Below are 16701 nucleotides of genomic sequence, written 5' to 3'. Positions count from 1 at the left end.
CAAACGCTATAAAAAGTTAAAATAATCATAATGAAAACAATTAAAGGCCCTGCCGTATTTCTGGCACAGTTTGTAGACAACAAAGCCCCTTTCAATTCGCTGGACGGTCTTTGTAAATGGGCTGCAGGACTGGGTTATAAAGGTATTCAGATACCCACCCCCGAAACTTTCCTGATAGACCTGGACAAGGCGGGAAGTGCAGACGAATCGGAAGGACAGGAGTATTGCGATGAACTCAAAGAAAAAGTAGGTTCCTACGGACTGGAAATAACCGAACTCTCCACACACCTTCAGGGACAACTCGTAGCGGTGCATCCGGCTTACGATATTATGTTCGATAATTTTGCCCCGGACAAGTATAAAAACAATCCGAAAGCCAGGACAGAATGGGCCATAGACCAGGTAAAAAAGGCTGCAGTAGCCAGTCGTAGATTAGGGCTTAAGGCACATGCTACCTTCTCCGGGTCTCTCCTGTGGCACACTGCGCACCCCTGGCCGCAACGTCCGCCCGGACTTGTGGAAATGGGTTTTGAAGAACTCGCTAAGCGCTGGAAACCCATCCTCGATACTTACGATGAAAATGATGTGGACGTGTGCTATGAGATCCACCCCGGGGAAGACCTGCACGACGGGGATACTTTTGAAAGATTTTTAAAAGCCACCGGCAATCACAAAAGAGTAAACATATTATACGATCCCAGTCACTTTGTACTGCAGCAACTTGACTATATCTCCTATATCGACCACTATCACGAATTCATAAAAGCCTTCCACGTCAAGGATTCCGAATTTAATCCAACAGGGAAAAAAGGAGCTTTCGGAGGCTTCAATGACTGGCGGGACCGGGCTGGAAGATATCGTTCCCTGGGAGACGGACAGGTGGATTTCAAGACCATTTTCACCAAACTCACACAATACGGATGTGACGTATGGGCCGTTATGGAATGGGAATGCTGTATAAAATCACCGGAACAGGGAGCCCGCGAAGGAGCCCCGTTTATTCAAAGCCATATTATCGAAGCTACGGAAAAAGCATTTGACGATTTTGCCGGTGCCGATACGGATGATGAAAAACTAAAGAAAATACTGGGATTGTCTTAGGCAATATCCAATCCTGATTAATTAGCTAAAAATACATTAACATGAAGAAGATTAGTTATTGCGCACTGGCACTGGTTTTCCTGGCAGGCTGTAAAGAAGCAAACAAAAAAGATGCACAGGAATCCGTTTCAAAAGAAGAAACAGCCAGTGTGGAAAAACAGGAAAAAAAGAAAGAAGGAGAATGGGAACCGCTTTTTGACGGTAAGACCTTTGCCGGATGGCATGGTTATAATTCCGAAGAAATCTCCCCCGAATGGAGTATCGAAGACGGCGTCCTGGTCCTGACCCCGGATAAAAACAACAAAACAGGCGGCAAAAACCTGGTAACCGATAAAGACTATACCAACTTTAAACTTTCTCTCGAATGGAAAATTTCCGAAGGAGGAAACAGCGGTGTCTTCTGGGGTGTAAAGGAAATACCCGAATTACATGAACCGTACCAAACAGGCCCGGAAGTCCAGGTATTGGATAATGAAAAGCATCCCGATGCCAAAGCCGGAAAAACCCATCAGGCAGGTGCCCTTTATGATATGGTCCCTCCGTCAGAAAATGTAGCCAAAGCTGTAGGCGAATGGAACACCATGGTCCTGAAGATAGACCACAACACCAATGAGGGGAAAATATGGCTCAACGGTGTGGAAATCGTTAAGTTCCCCGTACATGGTGAAGAATGGGAGAACATGATTAAAAACTCCAAGTTTAACGGCTGGGAAGGTTTCGGCGCTTATGAAACCGGAAAAATCGGGCTACAGCATCATGGCAATGGAGTTTCTTTCCGGAACATAAAGATCAAGGAATTATAATGCTGGAAGAAAGAACAAAGATGAAAAAGACACATATATTTATTACTATCTGCCTCTTCGGAAGCATATACACCCGTGCACAGGAAAAGCAAGGTGAAAAAGAACCCACCAAACCGGAGGAAACGGAATTTTATGAGCCCGTTCCGCCCGTGGTGACTCCTGCAACCGAGAGCAGTGCCCCGAGTGACGCTGTCGTATTGTTCGACGGTAAGAACCTGGATGAGTGGATCAGCACAAAAACTTCTTCCAAAGCGCAATGGACGGTAAATGCGGACGGAAGCATGTCCGTAAAACCAGGAACAGGAGATATACAAACCAAAAAGAGCTTTGGTGACGTTCAACTACACCTGGAGTGGAAATCTCCCGAAAAAATAAAAGGTGACGGACAAAACCGCGGAAACAGCGGAGTATTCCTGCAGGATCGTTATGAGATACAGGTTCTGGACAATAACGACAATGACACCTATGTGAACGGCCAGGTAGGGGCTGTTTACAAACAATTTGTACCTCTTGCTAAGGCCTCTGTAAAAACAGGTGAATGGAATACATACGATATCATCTACCATGCTCCTGAATTTAACCAAGCCGGAGAAAAAACCAAACCGGGCACCATTACCCTGTTACACAACGGTATCCTGGTCCAGGATCATGTAAAGATCAAAGGAACTACGGAATATATCGGATGGCCTAAAAACGAACCACATGGCAAAGGCCCTATAAAGTTACAGGATCACGGTAGCGAAGTAAGCTTCAGAAACATATGGATACGGGAATTATAATTCCGCCTTCCATTACCATAAACCATAACGGTGTCCTGCTATCATACAGGGCACCGTTGTTTTATATAGAACCATAAAACAATAAATCTGGCCGGGGCATCATTTTCTGAAAAAGTTCCATCTCCAGGTACTTCCCCCTATAAAATACCCGTAAATCAACCTATATGGCATGGCTTTTTCTAAACTTTTCTATTTTACTTACCTTTGTGCAACTTTTCTTTAAAAAAACCGGATGATAAAATCTATGACAGGTTTCGGGAAGTCTGTAATACAGCTTTCCACCAAAAAAATAACCGTAGAGTTGAAATCGCTCAACAGCAAGAGCCTGGATGTAAATGCCAGGATACCCTCCCAGTATCGGGAGAAAGAACTACAGATGCGGAGCACTATTGCCAATACCCTGGTAAGGGGTAAGATAGACTTTAGTCTATATGTGGAAGTCACCGGAGAAGAAACCTCGTCGCAGGTCAACGAAGCCGTGGTAAACCAGTACATAAAACAATTGAAAAATATTGTTGACGGGGAAGAGATAGAACTTCTGAAAATGGCCGTAAGAATGCCTGACGCACTTAAAACCGAACGCAGCGACATCGATGAAAAAGAATACGAAGCCATAAACCGTGCCCTGGAAGAAGCACTCGTAGAGATCAATACTTTTCGCGACGAAGAGGGAATAGCCCTGGAAAAAGATTTTCTGTTGCGGACAAACAACATTTCTTCGCTCCTCGACCAGGTAAAACAACTGGATCCGGAGCGCATGGTCCAGGTTCGGGAACGCCTGGAGAAAGCGGTGGCGGATATCCGGGAAAATGTAGATCATAACCGTTTTGAACAGGAACTCATTTACTACCTGGAGAAATTCGATATTACCGAAGAGAAGGTGCGCCTGTCCAACCACCTGGAATACTTTCTCAGTACCCTGAAATCTGACGACTCCAACGGCAGGAAACTCGGATTTATTTCCCAGGAGATCGGAAGGGAAATAAACACTATCGGATCTAAAGCCAATTTTGCGCCTATGCAGAAACTGGTCGTGCAGATGAAAGACGAACTGGAAAAAATTAAGGAACAGGTACTTAACGTATTGTAAGATTTTTCAGGAAGCCCTTCCAAACCAGATTATACAACATGGCAAACAACAACTCCCAAAAAGGTAAACTCATTGTCTTTTCCGCTCCTTCCGGAAGTGGAAAAACTACTATCGTACGTCATCTTCTCGGCATTGAAAAGTTCAATCTCGATTTTTCCATATCGGCTACCTCCCGCGCTCCCAGGGGCAATGAAGTAGACGGAAAAGATTATTACTTCCTCAGTCTCAAGGAATTCAAAAACCATATAAAGCAAGGTGACTTCCTGGAATGGGAAGAGGTTTACCGGGATAATTTTTACGGCACCCTGAAGAGTGAAGTAGAACGCATATGGGCCAAAGGCAAACATGTTATTTTTGATATTGATGTGGCCGGCGGATTGCGTATAAAAAAGAAATTCCCGGAACAGACCCTGGCTGTTTTTGTTAAACCCCCGAGTGTGGACGAACTGAAAATACGACTGAAAAAGCGCAAAACCGAGCCGGAAGACAAGATTAATATGCGTATAGCAAAAGCTTCGGTAGAATTGGCCACCGCTCCCCAGTTTGACAAGATCATTAAAAATTACGATCTGGAAACTGCCCTGAAAGAAGCAGAACAATTGGTGGATGAATATGTAAACGGGGAGAATAAGTAATACAAATCACTGCTTTTGGAACTACATAAAAAAACCGGTCTTTATTTCGGGACATTCAATCCCATCCACATCGGGCATATTATCATAGCCAATCATTTTGCCGAACACAGTGATCTGGACGAAATATGGCTGGTCGTTACCCCACACAATCCGTTCAAGAAAAAAAATTCCCTCCTCCCGGACCACCATCGTCTGGAAATGGTGTACAAGGCAACAGAAGAACTGGAAAAGCTGAAACCTTCTGATATAGAATTCAAATTACCACAACCCAATTATACCGTAAATACCCTCGCACACCTGCAGGAAAAGTATCCCGGGCGGGAATTTTGCCTCATTATGGGCGAAGACAATCTGAAGGGCCTGCATAAATGGAAAAACCACGAAATTATACTACAAAATCATTCCGTATATGTATATCCCAGGGTAACCGCTACACCGGAGCCTTCTCCTCTCCTCGATCATCCCCGTATCCATACAATAGATGCCCCCGCCATAGAAATATCATCAACGGCCATACGCAGGGATATAAAGGAGGGAAAAAATGTCACCCCCCTTCTGCATCCGGCGGTTTGGAAATATATCGATGAAATGAATTTTTACAGGTAAATACAAAGAGGGGGTTGTTTTATCAATCCAGTTTTTCCGAAAGTTTCTTAAACACCTTTTTGGGCTCTTTACCCTCGTACAACACATTATAAACGGCATCCATAATAGGGGTCTTGATCTTTTTATCGTGCTTTTCGTTTATGATATGCGCACTTTTGGCCGCGTAATATCCTTCGGCCACCATACTCATCTCCATCATGGCGGATTTTACCGTGTATCCTTTGCCTATCATATTGCCAAACATCCGGTTTCGTGAAAAAACGGAATACCCCGTAACCAGCAGGTCCCCCAGGTAAGCGGAATTATTGATGTTTCGTTTCATCTTATGCACCCGTTTTATAAAACGCCGCATTTCCCGAATAGCATTGCTCATCAGAACACTCTGAAAATTATCCCCGTATCCCAGGCCATGGGCAATTCCCGCAGCTATAGCGTAGATATTTTTCAATACCGCGGCGTATTCCGTACCTATAATATCATCGGAGATCTTGGTTTTTATATAATCACTTGCAAGGCTTTGGGCCAGTATTTTGGCTTTTTTCGGATCGGCACAGGCAATGGTCAGGTAAGACAATCGCTCCAGGGCGACTTCTTCCGCGTGACAGGGGCCCGTGATAACCCCGATATTTTCAAAAGGTATATCGTATTCGTTATGAAAATGCTCGCCTACGATAAGTCCCGTTTCGGGTACAATACCTTTTATGGCCGAAAAAATGATCTTATCCTTTAAAGAGACGGTAAGTTTTTCCAGTTCCGAATGCAGGAAGGCCGAAGGTACGGCGAAAATCAGTATGTCCGCATAAGCGACCGCTTCATTTATATCGTTCGTCAGGCGAAGCTGTTCCGGGTGGAATTCCACGGCACTCAGGTAATTGGGGTTATGTCCCTCGTGCAGAATATGCTCCTTTACAAAGGTATTGCGCATATACCAGCCTATTTCTTTCAGGTTTTCCGATAACATCTTAACAATAGCCGTGGCCCAGCTGCCCCCACCGATCACAGTAATTTTCATAGCACTCATTACAGTATATTTCATTAATATGACAACCTATCTTTTCCCGATAAAGCAGGCTTTTACCTTCACACATTCCATCATAATGTCCAGATCTTACCGGAGAATTTCATAAATCAAAAGTAACCAAAAAACAGCGCACTTCATTATTATCTGATTACCAGCGTATTAATTTTTTTGGCACAGGAATTGGTAATAACTCATCAGTCAACATAGAAACTGTTTAAGCTATGAAAAATATAAAATTATTCTTAGGATGTGTTTTGATTTTAGCAACTGTGACCTCGTGTTCCGTACAAGATGATTATTTTGATGATGAAATATCTCTGAACCGGCTTTTATCTTCTTATGACCTGTGGTATGTGGATATCCACAGCACAGCCGGGAACGGGGAGGTTCCCTTTCTTCAGAACGCATTTACCATATCTTTGAGAAACGGAACATTATATGCCAATAATAATCTCGCCGGCATCGGGTCAACCGGGAATGGTTTTGGTATAGATGTCGGTTATTATGATGTCTACGACCTTTCCATTGTCATCGATCACGATATAGACGGGCAATGGGAGTTTGAAGTTTACCAGTCGGCAAGCAACGAAATAGAATTGTATAACCGCTATACCGGGACTTCGTATTTCCTCATAGGCTATCAACGAAGTAATTTTGATTATGATAAGGTATTCTATGAAAACATCCATTATTTCCTTCAGGAATATGAAGCCTGGGAGAAAACATATACCGCCCGACAGGGAGACCCGAATATTTTTGACGAAGAGAATTTCCTTCAGTTCCTCCCCGATTCCAGGGACATATTCTGGTCTTCAAAAGATCGTCCCGGCACTAATATCGATAATCTGTTTTGGGCTTTTAAAGGCCAGTATGAGATCTTTAACGTTTCGGGTGAGCCATACCTCAAAGTTTTAACATTAGATTATGAATCGCCGGACAATGAACGTTTTGAACTCAGCGTTATAGATGACAGAACCATTGAATTGTACCATATCCGTTCGGGAAGTGTATATCAATTTACGGGAAGGAGATTCATCCAGTACCTGAGACCGGAAAGCAATTCAGGGCAAAAAACCGAAAGTACGGGAAGAAAACGAGAAAAGATCATAGACAAGACAATACAGATAGAAAGACAAAGCGAAAGCAGAAAAATAAAGGTTAGTTGATTTTTGGTTGGTTATTTAGTTTGGAAACCGCCCTTTGCAGTACTTGTGCAAGGGCGGTTTCTTTTTGAAGACAAGTATAAAAGTTGTGGCGTTTTTAGTTGGGAGCTCTTTAGCCAACTATCCTCGGGCAAGCCCGCGAGGCACCACATGAAAAGGTAAAAAACATCGTGACGAAGCCTTTCAAATCTGAATATTCGGGGCTTCAGATTTTATTTGATCCTCCATGGCTCCAAAACTATTATGAGCCTCATCCTTCTTTTTTAACAGCCAGGCCTGTTCCGTTTGCGGAAAAAAGAATAATTTCATCCGGTAAAACAAATTTCCATTGCGTCTGCTTATACGCTTCATAAAAAAACATCCCGTTAAGACGACGATCTTTATCGTTCTTCTTATCACCTATTTCTTTTGCCTGCCCGATCCCCTGTTCCGCGATCCTTCTTCTACAGTTATAGAGAGTAAAAACGGGGAACTGCTGGGCGCCAGAATAGCTGAGGACGGGCAATGGCGTTTTCCGGAGAGCGACAGTGTCCCGGAAAAATTCGAACAGTGCATCCTTCATTTCGAAGACGAATATTTTTATTATCACCCGGGCTTTAATCCGGTATCTATTGCCAAAGCCATGGCACACAACCTGAAAGCGGGAAGGGTGATCCGTGGTGGAAGTACCATTACCCAACAGGTCATTCGCCTTTCCCGGAATGGAAAACGGCGCACCTACTTCGAAAAAATGGTCGAGATCGTACTGGCTACCCGTTTGGAGTTGCGTTATTCCAAGAAAAAAATACTCGGCCTGTATGCCTCACACGCGCCTTTCGGAAGCAATGTAGTGGGACTGGATGTAGCGGCATGGCGCTATTTTGGCGTGCAACCACATCAATTGTCCTGGGCCGAAAGCGCTACCCTGGCCGTTCTGCCCAACGCACCTGCCCTTATCTATCCCGGAAAAAACCAGGAAACCCTTCTTAAGAAACGGAACCGTCTGTTACATAAACTTCACGCAGAAAAGATAATCGATGCTACTACTTACGAACTGGCCCTAACGGAACCGCTGCCTCAAAAACCATTTCCCCTGCCGCAAAGTGCCCCTCATTTACTACAATATGCCGCGAGGAAACATGCGGGAAAGAGAACTCGCACTACCGTAAACCAGGACCTGCAACACCGGGTAAACAGCATTGTAAAACAGCATTATGAGATACTGAAACAAAACGAAGTATACAACGCTGCCATACTGGTCATGGATGTCCGTACCCGTGAAATCCTGGCCTATACAGGCAACTCACCTACGGATAAAAAACACCAGAAAGATGTGGATATTATCCACGCTCCAAGGAGTACGGGCAGTATAATCAAGCCTTTCCTTTATGCCGCTATGCTGGATGCGGGCGAACTGTTGCCGAACACCCTGATCCCGGATGTCCCTACACAGATCTCCGGTTATACCCCGGAAAATTTCGACCCTAAATACGATGGGGCTGTGGCAGCAGATCATGCCCTGGCCAGATCCCTTAATATTCCTTTTGTACGCATGTTACAGGAATACGGACTGGAACGTTTCAGGGATAAACTCACAAAATTCCACCTGCGGGATATAAACAAACCTGCAGATTATTACGGACTCACCCTGATCCTTGGCGGAGCCGAGAGCAACTTATGGGACCTGTGCAAAACCTACGCCTCACTGGCCTCTACCGTAAATCACTTTCAGGAAACCTCCAGCGAATATTATACCGGAGAATTTACAGAACCCGTATGGATGGCCGGTGAAAAAGCCGGTTTCGGAGACATTTCCCGGGAAAAAACCGTATTAGATGCCGGAAGTATTTATCTAACCTTCCAGGCCATGCAGGAACTGAACCGTCCGGAAGGTAACGAAGCCTGGCAATATTTTGATTCTTCCAAAAGAATTGCCTGGAAAACAGGGACGAGTTTCGGGAACAGGGATGCCTGGGCCATAGGAGTCACCAAAGATCATGTGGTAGGTGTATGGGCCGGAAATGCGGACGGGGAAGGAAGGCCGGGCCTGACCGGTGTTACTTCGGCAGCCCCTATGTTGTTTGCCGTATTTGACGCTTTGCCCGTATCCTCAGAATTTGCCGTACCATTCGATGAACTGGCCGAAGCCGAAGTATGCCGTAACAGCGGTTACCTCGCTACTCCCCTATGTCCGGTAAAGACCATGCAAATTCCGGTAGCGGGCCAACGTACCAGCCCATGTCCGTTCCATCATCTTGTCCACCTGGACCAAAACCGGCAATACCGGGTAAATGCTTCCTGCGAATCGGTCACCTATATTGTAACGGAACCCTGGTTTACCCTTCCGCCTATCATGGAATACTACTATAAGTCGAACCATACGGGCTATAAAAGCCTCCCTTCTTTTCGTGCCGATTGTTTTACCGAAGGTCCGGCTGTTATGGATTTTATCTACCCGGAAGAAGGACGTGCGGTTGTGCTGCCCAAAAACTTTGAAGGCACTACCAATCAACTGGTGATAAAGATAGCCCACTCCAAGCCCGGAACTACAGTATTCTGGTACCTGGACGAGCGCTTCCTCGGGCAAACCAGGACTTTCCACGAAATGGCTGTCCTTCCCGAAGAAGGAAAGCATCTTATAACGGTTATCGACGAGTTCGGGAATGAAATCAAACGCAGAATCGAAGTCAAAAGATAAACTTTTCTCTTTCTGCCGATTAGAAATAGTTAATACATATTACCATTTTTTACTATTTCACTTTTAATCTTATAACACACTGACTCACAAAAATTTTAAATCATATTAGCCATACAAACCCGTAGGGAATGGCTTAAAAAGGGATGCTTCGATAGGGGACATAGCCCCTGCCGTACCGGCATTTTCACTTCCGCTACCCACGCTTCTTATATTGGGTCTCTTATCTGCCGGGAGTTATTTTTCCTCTCCCGTACACCTTATAGCATTGTCCATAACGTTTTTGCCGCCGGAGTGCTTTCTGCACTTTATAACAAACGAAAAACGCCTTGGGAAACTCCCGTTTCCCCTCCGCAAAAATTAGTATTCGAAGATCAAAACAGCTAAACGCTTGTTTCAAGTTGGTTTAATTAAAACCCGTTTAAACAAATAACACACAATGACCCCTCAAACAAATACAGAAACATCCGGGGCCTGTTCCGGAACGGATGACATTAATACTCCTGTTTTTATTTAACAATAAATTAACTCCCTTTTAGTTCGGTATGAAACGAACCTTACCTATATTTGCCCGAAATTTCAACATTGGAATACATATGAAGTGCGATGATTTAGAGAACGAGAAATGTAATCTGGTAGAGGAACTCGGAGTATATTTTGAAAAGAACGAAGCTTTCTCCCCGCTTTCCGCCAGAATTTTTTCCATTATGGTCCTGACAGGCGAAGGCGGAGTTACTTTTGATGAACTCCTGGATAAACTGGAGGCCAGTAAAAGTTCTGTCTCCACAAATTTACAGTTATTGCAATCCCAGGGAAAAATAACTTATTTCACGAAAAAGGGCGACAGAAAACGGTATTTTAAAATAGCCCCCGATCAAATGTTGGTCCGCCTCGATGAAAAAATAGAACAGTGGAAACAGGAGAAACAACTATTGCAAAAAGTACATTGTTACAAAACAAAATACATGCAAAACAGTGGCCAGGACGCCGATAAGGTAGGTTTAATGTTTAACATGCATTACATCAAATTCACGGAAGAAATGCTGAACAACCTGACACGATTAAGAGAAGATATTTCAAACACCATAAACCAATAATAATAAGCAGACTGACATGAGAACAAAAACTATTTTAAAATACATGGTGGCGATTGCCGGAATTGTTCCGTTCCTCACAAGTTGTAACGGGGGGCAACCTCAGGGACAACAGGCTATGGCGATGCCATTTCCTACAATAAAGGTCGGGAAAAAGGACGTACTGGCCTTTAAACGGTTTCCTGCCAGCATAGAAGGGGTAGTAAGCAGCGATGTACGTGCTAAAGTTTCCGGATATATACAGGATGTACTGGTTGACGAAGGAGAAAATGTAAAAAAAGGACAAATACTCTTCCGCCTAGAAACCCTGTCTCTAAGCCAGGATGCCGAAGCTGCCAAAGCGCAGGTAGACGTGGCACAGGTTGAAGTGGATAAACTTGTTCCGCTCGTGGAAAAAGGTATTATAAGTGAAATACAACTACAAACTGCAAAAGCCGGTCTTGCACAGGCCAAAAGTAATTATAACAGTATTTCAGCCAATATAGGCTATGCTACCATTAAAAGTCCGGTAGATGGCGTTGTAGGTTCTATTCCTTTCCGTAAAGGGGCATTGGTTAGTGCAACCGATGCTACACCATTGACCAATGTTTCCACGATAGACCGTGTCTACGCGTTCTTTTCCATGAACGAAAAAGACTTCATCTCCTTTACGAGAAATGTGGAAGGCAAAACACTGGATGATAAGGCAAAGAATATGCCTGAAGTAGAACTGTTGCTCGCGGATGGTTCCCAATATGACGAAAAAGGGACCATAGAAACCATTACAGGTCAAATAGATTCACAAACCGGTACGGTAAGTTTCAGGGCTATTTTCCCGAATCCCACCGGATTGCTGAGAAACGGAAGCAGCGGAACAATACTTGTACCCGAACAATACGATGACGCGTTGATTATACCCGCACTGTCTACCTTTGAACAACAAGGCAAAAAATTCGTCTATATCGTGGCAGACAATGATTCCATCTACTCCAGGGCTATAGAATCTGTAGCAGAAGTAGAAAACCTGCTGGTTATCCGTGACGGAATAAAGGAAAATGAAGAAATACTGGCCAAAGGTGTTGGAAAAGTACGCCCGGGTATGAAAATCGCTCCGCAACCGACAAGTATAGATAGCATCGTAAATTCATTCAACACCGTATTCAAATAGGAAAAACCATGCTTAAAAAGTTTATAGAAAGACCGGTATTATCTACAGTAATATCGATCATCATCCTAATATTAGGGGTTCTGGGGCTCTACACACTGCCCGTTACGGAATACCCTGACATTGCACCTCCCACGGTACAGGTAACAGCCAGTTACCCGGGAGCTAATGCAGAAACCATTCTGGAAAGTGTCATCATCCCTATAGAAGAACAGGTGAACGGGGTGGAAGGAATGACCTATATGACCTCTACCGCGAGTAATGACGGTAGTGCAACCATCCAGGTATATTTTGAACAGGGCGTTGACCCGGACATTGCCGCGGTAAACGTACAGAACAGGGTAGCAAGAGCCAATTCGGTACTGCCTTCCGAAGTTACCCGGTCCGGGGTAATCACACAAAAACGTCTGAACTCGGCATTAATGTATTTGGGAGTGTACTCCGAAAACCCGGACTATGACGATACCTTTGTACAGAACTATCTGAGTATAAATATCCGTCCTGAATTACAAAGGATAAAAGGAGTTGGTGATGTATCTGTATTCGGGGCCAAGGATTACTCCATGCGTATCTGGATAGATCCGGCCAAAATGGCTTCCTACGGTCTGACGACAAATGATGTGATAGGTGCTATCGGAGAACAGAGTCTTGAGGCTGCCGCAGGGTCCCTCGGCCAGAACTCCGGAGAGTCCTTCGAATATGTTATTAAATATAAAGGACGTTATAAAACAGCCGAAGAATACGGAGATATCGTTATAAAGGCTTTAGGCAATGGCAGGTTTTTACGGGTTAAAGACGTAGCCAAGGTAGAACTCGATGCCTTCTCTTATACCGGATTGAGCCGTACCATGACATACCCGGCATCTAACGTGGGTATCTTCCAGACCCCGGGTTCCAATGCCCAGGAAGTTATAGAAGCTATCCATGCCAAAATGGACGACCTCAAAGCCAATTTTCCCGAAGGGATAGATTATGTTGTGTACTACGATACCAATAAATTCCTTTCTGCGTCTATTGAAAAGGTACAACATACCCTGATAGAAGCGTTCTTACTGGTATTCGTCGTGGTTTTCATCTTCCTACAGGACGTGAAATCCACACTGATTCCTGCCATTGCAGTACCCGTGGCCATTGTTGGTACATTCTTCTTCCTGCAGCTATTCGGGTATTCGATCAACCTGCTCACTCTTTTCGCCCTGATCCTGGCAATCGGAATTGTGGTGGATGACGCCATTGTCGTCGTCGAGGCCGTCCATTCCAAGCTGGAAGAAGGATACGACAGCGCGCTAAATGCCACCGTCTCGGCCATGAGCGAGATAAGCGGGGCCATTATATCCATTACCCTGGTCATGGCGGCCGTTTTTGTGCCTATTACATTCATACAGGGACCTTCGGGGGTATTTTACGAACAATTCGGGGTAACCCTTATCGTTGCAATCCTGATCTCTGCAGTCAATGCATTGACACTCAGCCCGGCCCTGTGTGCCCTATTCCTCAAGCCGCACAAAGACCATCCGGACGCCAAGAAAAATGTGTTACAACGCTTTTACAGCGCATTTAACATTGCTTTCAATAAAATGACCGAGAAGTATGCCAAGTCTTTGGGCTTTCTTACCAAACACAAATGGATCACTGCGGTTATTCTGATTGCGGCGGTATTGGGTATATTCTGGGCAAATAACACCACTCCTACAGGTTTTGTTCCTTCGGAAGACCGTGGTTTTGTCATGGTCAACGTAGAATTGCCCCCGGGTTCTTCTCTGGACAGGACGTATAGTATAACAGAGGAACTACACGAGATTATCAGTAGTATAGACGGTGTTCGGGCTGCCGGTCTAATTAATGGTAGAAACTTCTTCTCCGGTTCAGGTAGCTCATATGCCATGGGATTTATTATCCTCGAAGACTGGGAAAAACGTACAACTGATGCTACTTCGATAGATGCTATTGTAGGTCAGCTTTTCCAAAGGTCCGCGGCGATATCCGATGCCAATATTATCTTCTTTACCCCGCCCAGCGTACCCGGATTTGGTAACTCTGACCTGGAATTACAGATCCTCGACCGTGCCGCAGGGGACATAAAAGACCTGGACAATGTAGCTAAACAATTTGTAGGAGCACTCAACCAGAGTCCGGAGATCGGTTTTGCGTCCAACTCATTCAGCACCAATTACCCGCAATTGGAAATGGAAATAAATGTTCCCAAAGCCAAAGAGTCCGGAATTGGTATTAGTGACATATTGTCTACGCTTCAGGGATATATCGGTGGTTTTTATGCGACCGACTTCAGCCGGTTCGGAAAACAATACAAGGTGTTTGTACAATCGGAACCCGATGATCGAAAAGACCAATCCAGCCTGAACAGCATGTTTGTTCGTAACGGTGATGGAGAGATGGCGCCTATTTCGGAATTCGTCACACTGAAAAGGGTATACGGGCCGCAAACGGTAAACCGCTTTAACCTCTTCAACGCCGTAACCGTTAACGGGGCCACTGCACAGGGGTTCAGTACCGGGAATGCGATCGCTGCGATCGATAAGCTGGCGGAAGAAACCTTACCTAATAACTATGAGATAGCATATTCGGGACTTACCCGCGAAGAGATCAATTCGGCCGGACAGTCCATTATTATCTTTGCCTTGAGCATACTCTTCGTATACTTCTTCCTGGCAGCACAATACGAAAGTTACCTTTTACCCCTTTCGGTATTATTATCGCTTCCGGTCGGAGTAGCAGGTGCGTTCATTGCTACCAAACTTGACGGACTGCAGAATAACATCTACTTCCAGATAGCACTAATTATGCTTATCGGGTTACTTGCAAAAAATGCCATTCTTATTGTGGAATTTGCCATACAACGACGTAAGCATGGTATGTCTATTATAGAAGCTGCCATTGATGCCGGTAAAGCACGTCTGCGACCGATCCTTATGACGTCCTTTGCGTTTATCGTCGGACTTATGCCCCTCGTACTTGCCAAAGGTGTAGGTGCCGAAGGTAATAATTCCATAGGTACCGGTGCCGCTTTCGGTATGCTTATCGGTACCGTTGTCGGAGTGTTCATTATCCCTACGCTTTTCGTCGTGTTCCAATGGTTACAGGAACGTATAAGCGGAGCTCCGAAATTCGAACCCGTACAGGAAGAATCAAAAGAAAGCTAACAACACCATATGATAAGATATGAACTATAAAAGAATATTTAAAATAACTGCGGTAGCAGGGTTTGCACTTCTCGTGCAATCCTGCTTCGTAGCCAAGACCTACGAGCGTCCCGACGTGGAAGAGACCGAAGGGCTCTACCGTACGGACGAGCTGCCACAGGACAGCATATCCATGGCCGATGTATCCTGGGAGGAACTCTTTACGGACCCTTACTTACAGGATCATATAAGAAAAGGACTGGAAAACAACCTTGATATCCGTATAGCCATACAACAGATTGTTGCTGCAGAAGCTTACATGAAACAAGGAAAAGCCGGGTATTTCCCTACCTTGAGTGTAGGTGTGGATGCAAGCCGCCAGTTTATCTCCAAGAACAGCCAGTTCGGATCTATATTCAGCGGGCATATCGATCAGTTTCAACTTACCGGGGATCTTTCCTGGGAAGCGGATATCTGGGGAAAAATACGGAGTAACCGCAGGGCATTCCTGGCATCTTACCTGCAAACCGTATCGGCTCACCAGGCCGTAAAAACGGAACTCGTAGCTTCTATAGCTTCCGCATACTACCAGTTACTCGCCCTTGACGAGCAATTGGAAATTACCCGGGAAACCATAGAAAACAGAGAATCCAGCCTGGAGACTACGAAGGCCCTTAAAGATGCCGGAAACGTTACCGAAGTAGGTGTAAAACAAACCGAGGCGCAGCTTCATACAGCCGAAGCCCTCCTGGTTGATCTCGAAGCCAGTATAAAACTCATGGAGAATACCATGAGCATTCTACTGGGGGAAAACCCCGGTCAGATCGAAAGAGGATCGCTTGAAGGGCAGCGTATAGATACCGAACTCAAATTGGGCGTACCGGCACAACTGTTGCAAAACCGTCCTGATGTAGTCGCTGCCGAATATGGTCTCGTCAATGCTTTTGAACTGACCAACGTAGCCAGGAGCAATTTTTATCCTTCCTTTACGCTCACTGCTACCGGAGGTTTCCAGAGTGTGGATTTTGACCAATGGCTCGATTCGGGATCACTTTTTGCAACTATAGCAGGGGGATTGGTACAACCCATCTTTAACAGGAGACAAATAAAATCCGAATTCGAGGCATCCAAAGCAAGACAGGAATCATCTTTACTCGAATTCAGGAAGACCCTTCTAAATGCCGGAAAAGAAGTTTCCGATGCTTTGTATACCTACCAGGCCGAAACCAAAAAAATAGACATCCGTAAAAAAGAACTGGATGCCTATTCCCTGGCAACCGAATATTCCGAGGAATTACTGAACAACGGTATGATCAACTACCTGGAGGTATTGACAGCCAAGGAACAAATGCTGAATTCGGAATTAAATTATATTAATTCCAGGTACGAACAACTGAATGCTGTCATTTCCCTTTATAAAGCTCTGGGGGGAGGATGGAAATAGTACCGGA

At 44.8% G+C, this 16701-nt stretch carries 13 protein-coding genes; 12 read left to right on the top strand and 1 reads right to left on the bottom strand.

What is annotated here, in order from left to right:
* The first annotated feature begins 30 nt into the window (after positions 1-30).
* The 6 genes from ACVBDY_RS15895 to nadD all read left to right on the top strand — a co-directional run bounded on the left by ACVBDY_RS15895 (position 31) and on the right by nadD (position 5014).
* On the top strand, positions 31-1101 hold the full coding sequence (locus ACVBDY_RS15895) for a sugar phosphate isomerase/epimerase family protein (protein WP_447176444.1): 1071 nt from the start codon (positions 31-33) through the stop codon (positions 1099-1101).
* Positions 1102-1142: 41 nt separating this feature from the next.
* Positions 1143-1904 (top strand): 3-keto-disaccharide hydrolase, encoded by a 762-nt coding sequence (locus tag ACVBDY_RS15890; RefSeq protein WP_447176443.1) that lies wholly within the window; start codon positions 1143-1145, stop codon positions 1902-1904.
* Positions 1905-1924: 20 nt separating this feature from the next.
* Complete coding sequence (locus tag ACVBDY_RS15885) at positions 1925-2683, top strand: 3-keto-disaccharide hydrolase (RefSeq protein ID WP_447176442.1); 759 nt, start codon at positions 1925-1927, stop codon at positions 2681-2683.
* Positions 2684-2915: 232 nt separating this feature from the next.
* Positions 2916-3773 carry a YicC/YloC family endoribonuclease gene (locus ACVBDY_RS15880; protein ID WP_447176441.1) on the top strand — a complete coding sequence of 286 codons (858 nt, stop codon included), beginning with the start codon at positions 2916-2918 and terminating at the stop codon, positions 3771-3773.
* Positions 3774-3811: 38 nt separating this feature from the next.
* Entirely contained in the window at positions 3812-4408 is a 597-nt protein-coding gene (gmk, locus tag ACVBDY_RS15875; protein ID WP_447176440.1) for a guanylate kinase, read from the top strand.
* Positions 4409-4423: 15 nt separating this feature from the next.
* Entirely contained in the window at positions 4424-5014 is a 591-nt protein-coding gene (gene nadD / locus ACVBDY_RS15870; protein WP_447176439.1) for a nicotinate (nicotinamide) nucleotide adenylyltransferase, read from the top strand.
* A gap of 22 nt (positions 5015-5036) precedes the next feature.
* Here nadD and ACVBDY_RS15865 read toward each other — a convergent pair whose 3' ends face one another.
* The gene (locus ACVBDY_RS15865) at positions 5037-6035 is read right to left on the bottom strand and encodes an NAD(P)H-dependent glycerol-3-phosphate dehydrogenase (protein WP_447176438.1); all 999 of its coding nucleotides are present in this window, start codon (positions 6033-6035) and stop codon (positions 5037-5039) included.
* A 221-nt stretch (positions 6036-6256) separates the two neighbouring features.
* Here ACVBDY_RS15865 and ACVBDY_RS15860 point away from each other — a divergent pair, with 221 nt between their 5' ends.
* The 6 genes from ACVBDY_RS15860 to ACVBDY_RS15835 all read left to right on the top strand — a co-directional run bounded on the left by ACVBDY_RS15860 (position 6257) and on the right by ACVBDY_RS15835 (position 16694).
* Positions 6257-7201: a nicotinic acid mononucleotide adenyltransferase gene (locus ACVBDY_RS15860; RefSeq protein ID WP_447176437.1), complete on the top strand. Its 945-nt coding sequence runs from the start codon at positions 6257-6259 to the stop codon at positions 7199-7201.
* Between the two features lie 325 nt (positions 7202-7526).
* Positions 7527-9875 carry a penicillin-binding protein 1C gene (gene pbpC / locus ACVBDY_RS15855; RefSeq protein WP_447176436.1) on the top strand — a complete coding sequence of 783 codons (2349 nt, stop codon included), beginning with the start codon at positions 7527-7529 and terminating at the stop codon, positions 9873-9875.
* A gap of 542 nt (positions 9876-10417) precedes the next feature.
* The gene (locus tag ACVBDY_RS15850; protein ID WP_447176435.1) at positions 10418-10969 is read left to right on the top strand and encodes a GbsR/MarR family transcriptional regulator; all 552 of its coding nucleotides are present in this window, start codon (positions 10418-10420) and stop codon (positions 10967-10969) included.
* Positions 10970-10985: 16 nt separating this feature from the next.
* Positions 10986-12113, top strand: coding sequence for an efflux RND transporter periplasmic adaptor subunit (locus ACVBDY_RS15845; protein ID WP_447176434.1), 1128 nt, complete (start codon positions 10986-10988; stop codon positions 12111-12113).
* An 8-nt stretch (positions 12114-12121) separates the two neighbouring features.
* Positions 12122-15271: an efflux RND transporter permease subunit gene (locus tag ACVBDY_RS15840; RefSeq protein ID WP_447176433.1), complete on the top strand. Its 3150-nt coding sequence runs from the start codon at positions 12122-12124 to the stop codon at positions 15269-15271.
* Between the two features lie 19 nt (positions 15272-15290).
* The gene (locus ACVBDY_RS15835) at positions 15291-16694 is read left to right on the top strand and encodes an efflux transporter outer membrane subunit (RefSeq protein ID WP_447176432.1); all 1404 of its coding nucleotides are present in this window, start codon (positions 15291-15293) and stop codon (positions 16692-16694) included.
* Positions 16695-16701: the final 7 nt, after the last annotated feature.

The organism is Sinomicrobium halophytocola (genome assembly GCF_052983395.1).
Note: the sequence above shows the minus strand (reverse complement) of the source record. Positions and strands in the feature narration are given on the sequence as shown.